Annotated in this window: 12 protein-coding genes; 11 read left to right on the forward strand and 1 reads right to left on the reverse strand. The window is 72.6% G+C overall.

Features of this window, described 5'->3' with window-relative positions; all coding sequences use genetic code 11:
• Nucleotides 1-73 precede the first annotated feature (73 nt).
• From ACFC79_RS20290 to ACFC79_RS20340, 11 genes are all read left to right on the forward strand, one after another.
• Entirely contained in the window at nucleotides 74-2134 is a 2061-nt protein-coding gene (locus tag ACFC79_RS20290) for a tetratricopeptide repeat protein (RefSeq protein WP_376241987.1), read from the forward strand.
• Nucleotides 2135-2277: 143 nt separating this feature from the next.
• On the forward strand, nucleotides 2278-3393 hold the full coding sequence (gene ald / locus ACFC79_RS20295) for an alanine dehydrogenase (protein WP_376242252.1): 1116 nt from the start codon (nucleotides 2278-2280) through the stop codon (nucleotides 3391-3393).
• 372 nt (nucleotides 3394-3765) lie between these two features.
• Nucleotides 3766-4881 carry a ParA family protein gene (locus ACFC79_RS20300; protein WP_376241988.1) on the forward strand — a complete coding sequence of 372 codons (1116 nt, stop codon included), beginning with the start codon at nucleotides 3766-3768 and terminating at the stop codon, nucleotides 4879-4881.
• Nucleotides 4878-5468: a hypothetical protein gene (locus tag ACFC79_RS20305; RefSeq protein ID WP_376242254.1), complete on the forward strand. Its 591-nt coding sequence runs from the start codon at nucleotides 4878-4880 to the stop codon at nucleotides 5466-5468. The genes ACFC79_RS20300 and ACFC79_RS20305 overlap by 4 nt, the downstream gene beginning before the upstream one ends.
• Before the next feature lie 84 nt (nucleotides 5469-5552).
• The gene (locus tag ACFC79_RS20310) at nucleotides 5553-6758 is read left to right on the forward strand and encodes a segregation and condensation protein A (RefSeq protein WP_376241990.1); all 1206 of its coding nucleotides are present in this window, start codon (nucleotides 5553-5555) and stop codon (nucleotides 6756-6758) included.
• Complete coding sequence (scpB, locus tag ACFC79_RS20315) at nucleotides 6755-7402, forward strand: SMC-Scp complex subunit ScpB (protein ID WP_376241992.1); 648 nt, start codon at nucleotides 6755-6757, stop codon at nucleotides 7400-7402. Before ACFC79_RS20310 ends, scpB begins: the two co-directional genes overlap by 4 nt.
• Nucleotides 7402-8505, forward strand: coding sequence for a pseudouridine synthase (locus ACFC79_RS20320; protein WP_376241994.1), 1104 nt, complete (start codon nucleotides 7402-7404; stop codon nucleotides 8503-8505). Before scpB ends, ACFC79_RS20320 begins: the two co-directional genes overlap by 1 nt.
• Nucleotides 8506-8653: 148 nt before the next feature.
• A complete protein-coding gene (gene pnuC, locus ACFC79_RS20325; RefSeq protein ID WP_376241996.1) occupies nucleotides 8654-9310 on the forward strand; it encodes a nicotinamide riboside transporter PnuC in 657 nt (218 codons plus the stop codon).
• The gene (locus ACFC79_RS20330; RefSeq protein ID WP_376241998.1) at nucleotides 9307-10386 is read left to right on the forward strand and encodes an AAA family ATPase; all 1080 of its coding nucleotides are present in this window, start codon (nucleotides 9307-9309) and stop codon (nucleotides 10384-10386) included. Before pnuC ends, ACFC79_RS20330 begins: the two co-directional genes overlap by 4 nt.
• Complete coding sequence (locus ACFC79_RS20335) at nucleotides 10383-11117, forward strand: NUDIX domain-containing protein (RefSeq protein ID WP_376242000.1); 735 nt, start codon at nucleotides 10383-10385, stop codon at nucleotides 11115-11117. The genes ACFC79_RS20330 and ACFC79_RS20335 overlap by 4 nt, the downstream gene beginning before the upstream one ends.
• Nucleotides 11114-12136 carry an ADP-ribosylglycohydrolase family protein gene (locus tag ACFC79_RS20340; RefSeq protein ID WP_376242002.1) on the forward strand — a complete coding sequence of 341 codons (1023 nt, stop codon included), beginning with the start codon at nucleotides 11114-11116 and terminating at the stop codon, nucleotides 12134-12136. Before ACFC79_RS20335 ends, ACFC79_RS20340 begins: the two co-directional genes overlap by 4 nt.
• 141 nt (nucleotides 12137-12277) lie before the next feature.
• Here ACFC79_RS20340 and ACFC79_RS20345 read toward each other — a convergent pair whose 3' ends face one another.
• Nucleotides 12278-12982 carry a DNA polymerase beta superfamily protein gene (locus tag ACFC79_RS20345; RefSeq protein ID WP_376242004.1) on the reverse strand — a complete coding sequence of 235 codons (705 nt, stop codon included), beginning with the start codon at nucleotides 12980-12982 and terminating at the stop codon, nucleotides 12278-12280.
• Nucleotides 12983-13019 lie beyond the last annotated feature (37 nt).

The raw sequence follows: 13019 nt of genomic DNA on the forward strand, positions 1-13019 counted from the left end.
GCCTGAACTACGCTCGGAATGCCCTGACCGGAGTCCCGGCGGGCAACGCGTGCAGCGAAGTGGAGCGTGGCCCGTGACGGATCAGGCGGTGGACACCGGCGGCCCGGCCAAGGTGGCGGGAAGCGAGGAGCCGTCCGGCGCCGCCCCGCCCCGATTCTTCGGCCGGGCCCGCGAGTTGAAGGCGCTGCGCGCCGACATCGAACACGCCGGACTGGACACCCTGGCGGGTCGCAGGGCCGCCCGCGCCCGCGTCCTGCTGATCGCCGGACGCCCCGGCTCCGGACGTACCGCACTCGCCGAGGAACTCGTCCGGCTCCTGTCCGACGACCACCCCGGCGGCCTGCTCCGGGCCCGGCTCACCGACCCGGGGGGAGAGCCCGTTCCCACCGAGCGCACCGCCCGCGAACTGCTCGACCAGCTGGAGGTGACCGGGCCGCCCGGCGCCGAGGGGGACGAACTGTCCGAGCTGGTCCGCGAGGCACTCGCCGGACGCCGTGCGCTGCTGCTCCTCGACGACGCCGTGGACGCGGAACAGGTCGACCCGCTGCTCCCGGACGACGCCGACTGCCTCGTCGTCGCCACCTCCGAGGGCCCACTGACCGGCATCCCGGGCGTCCGTCCCTGCACCCTCGGCGGCCTGGACGCGGCCTCCGCCGTCCGGCTGCTCTCCGACGCCATCGGCGAGGTGCGGATCACCGTCGACCCGCGGACCGCGGAGACCCTCGCCGAGGAGTGCGGGGGGCTGCCCGCAGCCCTGGTGATGGTGGGCGGTTGGCTCGCGGCCCGTCCCATGGCCTCGGTCGCCGACGCCACCAAGCAGCTCCGCGAACTGCCGGACGGCCCGGAGGACCGGCCCGTCGGCGGTCGGCCACTGGCCCGGGCCTTCCGGCTGGTCCACGATTCGCTGCCGCCCACCGCCGCCCGGATACTGCGCCTGCTCGCCCTCGCCCCCGCAGGGATCGCCGACGCCCACACCGCCTCCGCGCTGGCGGGCTGCTCCGTCTCCGCCGCCCGGACCACCCTCGACGACTTCGTGGCCCTGGGACTGCTGCGCAGCGACGCGGCGGAGCAACCGCAGTACGAGGTGCCCGGCTGCCTCGCGCCGCTGCTGCGGGCGCTGCTGGAGGCCACGGACCGGCCCGGGGAGATCCAGCTCGCCCGCGCCCGGATGCTGGAGCGGACCGTGCGGCTGCTCCAGTCGTGCCGGGCGGCCACCGAACCCGAGGGCTCCCCGGCCCGCCGCAGGATCGCAGGGCTGCCGCGCTCGCTGCGCTTCCCCGAACCCGGCGCGGCGGCCGACTGGCTGCGGAGCCGCAGGCCCGCCCTGCTGGCATCGGCCCGGCTCGCCGTGGCGGACGGCGAGCTGGACACCCTGGCCAGGCGGTTGGTGTCCGCCCTGGTGCGGGCGCTGGCCGTGCACCACGGCACCGAGGCCGCCGCACCCGACCTGTACGGACTGCACGGCCTGGTCCTGGCCGTCGCCGAACGGCGCGACCTGCCGCGGGAACGGGCCGCCGCCCTGCTCAACCTCGCCGACCTCGACGCCGGGACCGGGCGGACCCGGGACGCGCTGACCCGCTACCGGGCCGCCCTGGACGCCGGCCGGCTCGCGAAGGACCTGTACGCCACCGGCCGCGCGATGGAATCCGTGGGCGGTGCCTACGCCGAGCTGGGGGACTACCAGCGGGCCGCCGACTGGTACGGCCGGGCGCTTGCTCAACGCCTCACCCAGGGCGAGCGGGCCGACGAGGCGCGGCTCTACGGGCGGCTGGGCGCCGTCCACACCTACGCCGGCCGGTACGGCGAGGCGCTGCGGAACTGGCGGGCCGCCGCGGCCGGGTACCGAAGGCTCGGGGACGTGCCGGCGCACGCGCGGGCGCTGAGCGAGGCGGCCCGGGTGCAGGAGTACGCGGGACGGCCGCGCGAGTCGCTGCGCACCTGCCAGGAGGCGGTCGACTGGGCCGGGCGCGCGGGCGACGTGCGGCTTCAGGCGGCGCTGGAGCTGCGGCTGGCGGACACGTTCGAACGGCTGGGCGACCCGGCTGCGGCCCGGCTGCACCGGGGCCTCGCCGACAGATTGCTGAAGGAGAAGGGCTTGACCTGCGAAATCCGTAGTGTGGTGACTGAAAATTAATGCTTTGTAAGGCTGGACAGCGAGAAACCCTTCATTAGACTGGCTCTACCGCGTGTGTTCGCGGTGTCTCCATTTACGCAGTGTCTATCCGGGTATGTGTACTCATGTCCGGGTAACCCTCTGAGCCAAGGACCGTGATCGACGTGAAGGTCGGCATCCCCCGCGAAGTCAAGAACAACGAGTTCCGCGTGGCGATCACGCCTGCTGGTGTGAACGAGCTCGTCCGCCATGGCCACCAGGTCGTCGTCGAGGAGAACGCCGGGGCCGGCTCCTCCATCACGGACGAGGAGTACGTCGCCGCCGGGGCGCAGATCCTCCCCACGGCCGACGAGGTCTGGGCCGCCGCCGACCTGGTGCTCAAGGTCAAGGAGCCGGTCGCCGAGGAGTACCACCGCCTCCGCAAGGACCAGACGCTCTTCACCTACCTGCACCTCGCCGCCTCCCGCGAGTGCACGGACGCGCTCCTGAAGTCGGGCACCACGGCCATCGCGTACGAGACGGTCGAGACCGCGAACCGCGCCCTCCCGCTCCTCGCCCCCATGTCCGAGGTGGCGGGCCGGCTGGCCCCGCAGGTCGGCGCCTACCACCTGATGCGCTCGGCCGGCGGCCGCGGCGTGCTGCCGGGCGGCGTCCCGGGCACGGCGGCCGGCAAGGCCGTCGTCATCGGCGGCGGCGTCTCCGGCTGGAACGCCACGCAGATCGCCGTCGGCCTCGGTTTCCACGTCACGCTGCTCGACAAGGACATCAACAAGCTCCGCGAGGCCGACAAGATCTTCGGCACCAAGGTGCAGACGGTCGTCTCCAACGCCTTCGAGCTGGAGAAGGCCGTCGTCGAGGCCGACCTCGTCGTCGGTGCCGTGCTCATCCCGGGCGCCAAGGCCCCGAAGCTGGTCACCAACGAGCTCGTCGCCAAGATGAAGCCCGGAAGCGTACTTGTCGACATTGCGATCGACCAGGGCGGCTGCTTCGAGGACTCCCACCCGACCACGCACGCCGAGCCGACCTTCAAGGTCCACAACTCGGTCTTCTACTGCGTCGCGAACATGCCGGGTGCGGTGCCCAACACCTCCACCTACGCCCTCACCAACGCCACGCTGCCGTACATCGTGGAGCTCGCCAACCGCGGCTGGGTCGAGGCGGTGCGCCGCGACGCCGCGCTCGCCAAGGGTCTCAACACCCATGACGGGCAGGTCATTTACCGCCAGGTGGCCGAGGCGCACGGCCTGCCGCACGTCGAGCTGAGCTCGCTCCTCGGCTGATACGGGTCAACACCTCCCGTCAACCTCACACGTCGGGCCGGACCTTGCCGAGCAGGGTCCGGCCCGACGACGTGTGCCGGGGGCGGGCAGTCGCCGTTCAACTCGTCTCGAACGTAACCCTTCAACCGATTCGTGCACCCGAGAAAGGTGCGCCTCGGTGGCTGCGCACCCTTGACAGGACGGTGTTCGATTGCCGACACATCGGGCCGGGTCCGGCGGATTGTGTTGCTGCGAAGCGGTGACACGCCATAGAGTCGCCAATCGTCGGCATGGTGCCACGCTGACCTATCGATAAGTTTCCTGGCCACTTCCAAGGAGGTAAGACGACTTGTGAATGAGTCGACAATTACTCCCGGGGGTGTTCACACAGGGATGCCCGCACGGGGCCAGGGCCCGCATGGGCCGGAGGCTGTCGGCTCCGTCGCTGTCCGCACCTTCGCCACCAATCAGCACATGACGACAGCCCCCCAGATGATGGACGGCCTACACGTGAACGCCATGGCCGGCAACGAGAGTGGCCGAGACACCGCCCACTTCGCCGACTTCGACGAGCCCCAGGGGCGCTTCTACGACCCCGATGCCGAGTACGAGCCCGATCCGGAGTACGCGGCCACCCTCGCGCCCGACGCCGCCCGTCAGCGCCGCGAGCGGATCGGTCCGACCGGTCGGCCCCTGCCCTATTTCCCGATCCCGGGTCCGCTGACCGAGCACGGTCCCGCGAAGATCATCGCGATGTGCAACCAGAAGGGCGGCGTCGGCAAGACCACGTCGACCATCAACCTGGGTGCCGCGCTCGCGGAGTACGGGCGCCGCGTCCTGCTCGTCGACTTCGACCCGCAGGGAGCCCTGTCGGTCGGACTCGGCGTCAACCCGATGGAGCTCGACCTCACGGTCTACAACCTGCTCATGGAGCGGGGCATGTCGGCCGACGAGGTCCTGCTGAAGACCGCGGTCCCGAACATGGACCTGCTGCCCAGCAACATCGACCTGTCGGCGGCCGAGGTGCAGCTGGTCAGCGAGGTGGCCCGGGAGTCGACGCTCCAGCGCGCCCTGAAGCCGCTGATGTCCGACTACGACTACATCGTGATCGACTGTCAGCCCTCGCTGGGCCTGCTCACGGTGAACGCCCTGACGGCCGCGCACAAGGTCATAGTCCCGCTGGAGTGCGAGTTCTTCGCACTGCGAGGTGTGGCGTTGCTCACCGAGACCATCGAGAAGGTCCAGGAGCGGCTCAACCCCGACCTGGAGCTCGACGGCATCCTCGCGACCATGTACGACTCCCGCACGGTGCACAGCCGCGAGGTCCTCGCGCGCGTCGTCGAGGCGTTCGACGACCACGTCTACCACACGGTCATCGGGCGCACCGTGCGCTTCCCGGAGACCACGGTCGCGGGTGAGCCGATCACCACGTACGCCTCCAACTCGGTCGGTGCGGCCGCCTATCGCCAGCTCGCCAGGGAGGTGCTCGCCCGGTGTCACGCCGAGTGAGTCTGCCCGGAGCCGACGAACTGTTCCGTACCACCGGGGGGATGGGGCTCCAGGCCTCGTCACCGGTGGACCGGCGACGCAAGGCGAACGGTGAGGCCCGGGTGCCCGGGCCCGCCGGTGAGAACGGTCCCGGGGTCGATGGGGCCGGGGGTGCGACGGACCCGGCCGGCGCCGCGGCCGAGGGCCGCGAGGAACACCCCGCGGCGGAGACCGACGCGGGCGGATCGCGCGGCCGGGGTGCCGACGGCGACCCCGCAGCGGCCTCGCCGCGCAGGGCCCGGTCGTCCGCCCCGGCGCCCGCGCAGGAGGTTCCCGCCCCCGCCGTGCAGCAGCAGCGCGGGCGCGGCGGCGGGCGTGGGGCCAACCGGCGGCCCAGCGGCCGGGAGCGCCACGACGAGAAGATCACCGTCTACGTCTCGGCCGAGGAACTGATGGACCTCGAACACGCCCGCCTCGTGCTGCGCGGCGAGCACGGGCTCGCCGTGGACCGCGGGCGGATCGTCCGCGAGGCGGTCGCGGTGGTCCTCGCCGACCTGGAGTCGCGGGGCGACGCGAGCATCCTCGTACGGCGGCTGCGCGGCCGCTGACCGGTGCGGCGCCGGTAGCCTGCCGAAGGAGCGCCGCCCGAGCGGCCACCCCGCCGCCCGCGACCCGCTGCCCCTGGACCCCTCATGCCGACGACCGACGAACCCGCCCGTGCCCCTCGCCGCCCCCTGGGGCGCGGTCCGGGCGGCCGGACGGCACCGGAACCGGTGGCGGAGGCGGTCCCGGAGGACGTGTCCTCCACCACCGTGCCGCACGCCGGGCCCGGGGCGGCGTCCGGTGCGGCCCCGGTCCCTGCCGGTCCGGCACAGGCCCCGGCGGCTCCCGCCGGGACCGCACCGGCCGCCGAGCCGGCCGGCGGCGTCGAGGTTTCCGGGCCCGTGGGAACGGCCGGGGCCGGGGCGCCTTCCGGCGCCGTTCCGGCGGCTCCGCCCGTTCCGGACGACATCGCCGGAGCCGGAGCCGGAGCCGGAGCGGGTGGCGGTGGCGACGCGGCGGGCCCCGGTCCGTCCCCCGCACCCGCCGACGACGGACGGTTCACCGTGCGGCTGGCGAACTTCGAGGGGCCGTTCGACCTGCTCCTCCAACTCATCTCCCGGCACAAGCTGGATGTGACCGAGGTCGCGCTGTCCCGGGTCACCGACGAGTTCATGGCGCACATCCGCGCGATGGGACCGGACTGGGACCTGGACCAGACGACCGAGTTCCTCGTCGTCGCCGCGACCCTGCTCGATCTGAAGGCCGCCCGGCTGCTGCCCGCCGCCGAGGTGGAGGACGAGGCGGACCTGGCCCTGCTGGAGGCGCGGGACCTGCTCTTCGCCCGGCTGCTCCAGTACCGTGCGTACAAACGCGTCGCGGAGATCTTCGACGGCCGACTGGCCTCGGAGGGGCGGCGCTTCCCGCGTACCGTGGGACTGGAGCCGCACCACGCCGAGCTGCTGCCCGAGGTCGTCCTCGGCATCGGCGCCGAGCGGTTCGCCGCCCTGGCCGTGAAGGCGATGCAGCCGAAGCCCGCACCGCGGGTGTACGTCGATCACATCCACGCGCCGCTGGTCAGTGTGCGGGAACAGGCCGGGATCGTGGTGGCGCGGCTGCGGGAGGCGGGCGAACTCGCCTTCCGGGAGCTCGCCGAGGACGCCCCGGACACCCTCACCGTCGTCGCCCGGTTCCTCGCCCTGCTGGAGCTGTACCGGGAGAAGGCCGTCGCGCTCGACCAGGACGAGGCACTCGGGGATCTCCTGGTGCGCTGGGTCGGGGCGGAGGACGCCGAACCCTCCGTGACGGACGAGTTCGACACCGAGACGCAGGACGTCCAGGAGGATGGGAAGGCATGACGCAGCAGGACATCACCGGCGCCACCGTCGCGGACCTCGACCTGAAGCCCGCCCTGGAGGCCGTTCTCATGGTCGTCGACGAGCCCGCAACCGAGGAACACCTCGCCAAGGTGCTGGAGCGGCCCCGCGGGGCCGTCGCCGGCGCGCTGCGCGAGCTGGCCGACGAGTACACCGTCCAGCGCCGGGGGTTCGACCTGAGGCAGGTCGCCGGGGGCTGGCGCTTCTACACCCGTCCCGCGTACGCGGCGGCCGTCGAGAACTTCGTCCTGGACGGGCAGCAGGCCCGGCTCACCCAGGCGGCGCTGGAGACCCTGGCGGTGGTCGCCTACCGGCAGCCGGTCGGCAGGTCCCGGGTCTCCGCGGTCCGCGGAGTGAACTGTGACGGGGTCATGCGGACCCTGCTCCAGCGGGGTCTGGTCGAGGAGGCGGGCACGGAACCCGAAACAGGTGCGATCCTGTACAGGACGACGAACTACTTTCTGGAGCGGATGGGCCTGCGTGGCCTGGACGAGCTCCCGGAGCTCGCGCCCTTCCTCCCCGAGGCGGACGCGATCGAGGCGGATACGCCGGAGGGTGTGCCGTCGTTCGATCCGGACGCACCGGACACCCCGGATACTCACGCAGACGACAAGACGGAATTTTGATGCGAAGCAGTGGCAGGAACAGCGGAAGCGGCGGCGGCCGGAGCGGCGGCGACCGGAATCCCCGGGGTGCCGGCGCCGGTCGCGACGGCCGGCAGGAGCAGCGTCCCCGTCGGCCCCGGCCGGAGGAGCGCCGCTACGACGCGGGCGCCCCGGGAGAGCGGAGCGGCGACAGCCCTCGCAAGGGCCGCGGTGCCGCGGCCCGCGGCGGCGCGAAGGGCGGCCCCAAGCCCCCGCAGACCCGCGGTGGCGCGGGCGCCCGGCGCGGCCAGGGCGCGCCGTCCCGTCCGCGTGAGCTCGATGCCAAGATCGAGCAGCGCAACCGGGACCGGTACGCGGGCAAGCCCGACGTCAGGCCCCCCAAGACCTTCCCCGGTGCCGAGCAGGAGGGCGAGCGGTTGCAGAAGGTCCTGGCCAGGGCCGGGCTGGGCTCGCGCCGTGCCTGCGAGGAGCTGATCGAGCAGGCCCGGGTCGAGGTCAACGGCGAGATCGTCCTGGAGCAGGGCCGCCGCGTCGACGTGCACAAGGACGAGATCAAGGTCGACGGGCTGACCGTCGCCGCCCAGTCGTACCTCTTCTTCGCGCTGAACAAGCCCGCAGGCGTCGTCTCGTCGATGGAGGATCCGGACGGCCGCCAGTGCCTCGGCGACTACGTGAACAACCGCGAGACGCGGCTCTTCCACGTGGGCAGGCTGGACACCGAGACCGAGGGCATCCTCCTGCTCACCAACCACGGCGAGCTGGCCCACCGGCTCACCCACCCCAAGTACGGGGTGAAGAAGACCTACCTGGCCGCCATCCAGGGCCCGCTCCCGCGCGACCTGGGCAAGCGGCTCAAGGACGGCATCCAGCTGGAGGACGGGTACGCCCGTGCCGACCACTTCCGGGTCGTCGAGAACACCGGCAAGAACTACCTGGTCGAGGTGACCCTCCACGAGGGCCGCAAGCACATCGTCCGCCGGATGCTGGCCGAGGCCGGCTTCCCGGTCGAGCGGCTCGTCCGGACGTCCTTCGGCCCGATCCCGCTGGGCGACCAGAAGTCCGGCTGGCTGCGCCGCCTCACCAACACCGAGGTCGGCATGCTGATGCGCGAGGTCGGTCTGTAACGGCGAGTTCCGCGCCGTCCCGGCTCCGGCCGGTCGGGGCCCGCGACCGGTCCCTGTCCCGAAATCCGAGGACAGGGGCCGGTCGCGGGCCTTTTGTCGTGCCCGCTTCTCATTTATAGTCAAGGTGACTATTAAAAAGGAGGCGGGAGTGGGTCTCGCGGATGTTCTCGATCCCCTGCAACAACCCCTGGTGACGGTCCTCGGCACCCCGGTCAGCTGGACCGAGGTGCTCGGCTTCGGCAGCGGGGCGTTGTGCGTCTGGCTCGTGGCCCGCCAGCACCTCGCCAACTGGCCGATCGGCATCGCCAACAACCTCTTCTTCATCCTGCTGTTCACCCAGTCCGGCCTGTACGCCGACGCCGGACTCCAGGTCGTCTTCATCGCCCTCGCCGCGTACGGCTGGTGGACCTGGACGCACGGCGGCGGGCCGGGACCGGCGGACCTCCCGGTGCGGCGCACCACCCGCACCGAATGGGCCTGGCTGCTCACGGCCGGAGCGGTGGGGGCGCTCGCCCTCACCGTCCTGCTGGACCGTGCCACCGACTCCACGGTGCCCTTCTGGGACACCCTGACGACCGCGCTGTCCCTCACGGCCACGTACGGGCAGTGCCGCAAGCTCGTCGAGTCGTGGTGGCTCTGGATCGCCGCCGACGTGGTGTACATCCCGCTGTACGCGTACAAGGAGCTCTACCTGACCTCCCTGCTGTACGTCGGCTTCCTGACGCTCTGCCTGATCGGCCTGCGCAACTGGCGGTTCGATCTCGCCGCGCACCGGCCGGCACGACCGGCGGAGGCGACGGCATGAGGGGCTTCGGGCACGGCCTCGTCCTCGGCAAGTTCTATCCGCCGCACGCCGGCCACCACCACCTCGTCCGCACCGCCCGGGACCGGTGCGAGCGCCTGACCGTCCTGGTCTGCGCCGCCTCCGTCGAATCGGTCCCGCTCGCCGACCGGGTGGCCTGGATGCGGGAGTCGCACCCGGACGTGCGGGTCGTGGGCGCCGTCGACGACATCCCCATGGACCTCCACGACCCGGCGGTCTGGGACGCGCACATGGCCGTCTTCACCGGGGCCGTCCCCGAACCGGTGGACGCCGTCTTCACCTCGGAGTCCTACGGGGACGAACTGGCCCGCAGGTTCGGTGCCGAGTCCGTCTGCGTCGACCCCGACCGCACGGTCTTCCCGGTCTCCGGCACCGCCGTCCGAAAGGACCCGGTCGGCTGCTGGGACTTCCTGGAACCGCCCGTGCGCGCCGCCCTCGCCCGCCGGGTCGTCGTCCTCGGCGCGGAATCCACCGGCACCACCACGCTGGCCCGCGCCCTCACCGACCACTACCGGCGGCGCGGCGGAGTCTGGGCGCACACCCGGTACGTCGCCGAATACGGACGGGAGTTCAGCGAACGGAAGCTGGCGGCGCTGCGCGAACGGTGGCCCGGGGCGCAGTGGGAGGACGTGGTCTTCGGCACCGAGGACTTCCCGCTGATCGCCGAGGCGCAGAACGCCGCCGAGGAGGCGGCCGCGCGCACCGGGTCCCCGGTGCTCTTCTGCGACACCGACTCCTTCGCCACCACCGTCTGGCACGAGCGCTACGTGGGCGGACGCAACCCCCTCGTCGAGGAGACCGCCGACCGGGTCTCCCACCACCTGTGGCTGCTCACCGACCACGAGGGCGTCGCGTTCGAGGACGACGGACTGCGCGACGGCGAGGAGCTGCGCCCCTGGATGACCGAACGGTTCCGCGCCGAACTCGCCCGCACCGGGCGGCAGTTCATCGAGATCACCGGAAGCCGTCCCGAACGCCTCGCCACCGCCGTCACCGCGGTCGACAGCCTGCTCGCCGCCGGCTGGGACTTCGCCGCCCCCCTCCCGGAGCGGCGATGAGCGCCGGTGCCCCCGCGGGCTACGACCCGCACGCCTTCGAACCGTTCGCGGTCACCGTCGACCTCGCCGTCTTCACGGTCCGCGCCTCCGGGCTGAGCGTCCTGCTCGTCGAGCGGGGCGAGGACCCGTACAAGGGCCACTGGGCGCTGCCCGGCGGCTTCGTCCAGCCCCGGGAGTCCGCCGAGGACGCCGCCCGCCGGGAACTCGCCGAGGAGACCGGGCTGACCGGGAGCACCGCCCGCGCCCTCCACCTGGAGCAGTTGCGCACCTACAGCGACCCGGACCGCGACCCGAGGATGCGCGTCGTCTCCGTCGCCTACGCCGCGCTCGTCCCCGACCTTCCCGAACCCCGCGGCGGCGGCGACGCCGCCAGTGCCCGGTGGGTGCTCGCCGGGTCGACCGGCCCACTCGCCTTCGACCACGACCGCATCCTCGCCGACGCACACGAACGGATCGGGGCCAAGCTCGAATACACCTGTCTGGCCACCGCGTTCTGCCCGTCCGAATTCACCCTGGGGGAGCTCCAGCAGGTGTACGAGACGGTCTGGGGCGTCGAACTGGACCGGCCCAACTTCCGGCGCAAGGTCCTCACCACTCCCGGCTTCGTCCAGGCCGTGGAGGGGCCGCCGCGCCGGACCGGCGGACGGGGGAAGCCCGCAGCGCTCTACCGGGCGGGTGCCGCCACCGCTCTGCATCCTCCACTCCTGAGACCGGAAGGAAGAAGCACGTGATCGTGACCAGGACCATCACCAAACAGGCCGCCACCGGCGCGCTGACCGGGCTCGCGCTCGGCGACGCACTGGGCTTCCCGACCGAGTTCAACAACGTGCCCTCGATCCTCGCCAAGTGCGGGCCGTGGCGGCAGATGCGGCTGCCGAGGCCGGCCTTCGTCAGCGACGACACCCAGATGACACTGGCCGTGGGGCGGGGCCTGCGCACCGCCATGGACCGCGGCCTGCTCACCCCGCTGCGGCTGGTCCGCCCGCTGCGCGAGGAATTCGTCGACTGGTACCACGCGCCCGACAACAACCGCGCCCCGGGCCGCACCTGCATGACCGCCTGCCGCCTGCTCGACAGCGACCGGGTGTGGCAGGAGGCCAGCCGGACGGGCTCCAAGGGCTGCGGCGCCAACATGCGGGTCGCACCGGTCGGGCTGGTCCCCGGGCTGAGCGAGGAACAGCGCTCCGGCGCCGCCCAGTTGCAGGCGGCCCTCACGCACGGACACCCGACCGCGCTCGCCGCGGCCGACCTGATGGCCCGGGCGGTGTACCTGCTGGCGCAGGGCGCGGCACCGGTGGGACTGCTCGGGCAACTGCGCTCGTACGCGTACGAGAACAGCGGCAACTACCTCACGCGCTGGCTCGGCGACCTGTGGCGGTACGCGGGCGCCGCCTCGCCGGAGCGGTACATCGAGCGGGGCTGGGACGAGTGCCTGGACGCGCTGGCCCGTGTCCAGGACGCCCTGCTCGTCCCGTACCCGGAGACCGATCCCTGCGAGTCGACCGGGGACGGGTGGGTCGCGGAGGAGGCGCTCGCCACGGCCCTGCACTGCTTCCTGCTCTTCCCCGGGGATCCGGTCACCGCCGTTCGACGGGCCGCCTGCACACGCGGCGACTCGGACTCGCTGGCCTGCCTCACCGGCGCGCTGGCAGGTGCGCACATGGGGGCGGGTGCCTGGCCCAAGGAGTGGGCGGAGCGGATCGAGTACCGGAGCGACCTGCTGTCGCTGGCGGCGCTCTGGGACTCGTGATCGATGCACGGAAGGAGAGCAAGGAGAAGTGACGCGGGGGCCGGTCGGCCGTCCGGCACCGGATGTGGACCTTCGGGGGGTCCATCTCCCGCCCGGACCGGCCGTCGTCCGCCCGCGGGGGACGCCACCGTCCCGCGGGGGCTACCTCGGGTCGGCCGCGCGGGCGGACGCCCGGCGGGTGCGGATCAGGAAGTCCTCCACGCGGGCCCGGTCCGGTTCGGCCGGCAGCGGCGAGGAGACGACCGCAGCGTCGTTCTCCTCGGCGAGGCGGGTCATCCGGCGTGCGATCTCCTGCCACGGGATCTCGCCCCGCCGCACGGCCAACAGATCGTCCCGGGCCGCGCCCACGTCGATGGTCAGCTCGCCGGTGCGCAGCAGGTCCCGGCCACTGGCCAGCAGCCGCAGCAGGTGCATGGCGTGCTTCCAGCGCGGCTGCCCGTACTGCCGGACGTCCGCCTCCAGCTTCCGGTGCTGCCCGGAGGCGTAGCGGACGAAGGTCAGGTGGGCCCGCCGGGACAGGAACGCCCCGCGCAGCGAGAGGAGCTCGCGGCCCACCGCGTCGACGTGCTCCACCAGCGGGGAGTGGAGGCACTCCAGCACATTGGGGTTGGCGCGCAGCGCCAGCTCGCAGAAGCGCTCCAGCTCCCAGGAGAACTGCTCGTCGGCGGGGCCGTCGACATGCGTCGGCGGTTTCTCGAACCGCCAGAACAACGGCGTCGGCGCGAGGAAGACGCCCCTCCGGTCGGTGTCGCTGTCCTCGGTGGCGAGGCCGAAGGCGCGCGAACCCATCACACAGGCGTAGATCGTGTGGTCGCGCACGAGCGCCTCGGATGCGGGGGTGATCATGCCGGTGAGCGTACGGGGGCGAAAACGTGTTGCACCG

It is taken from the genome of Streptomyces sp. NPDC056061, from assembly GCF_042266885.1.
Lineage (GTDB): Bacteria > Actinomycetota > Actinomycetes > Streptomycetales > Streptomycetaceae > Streptomyces.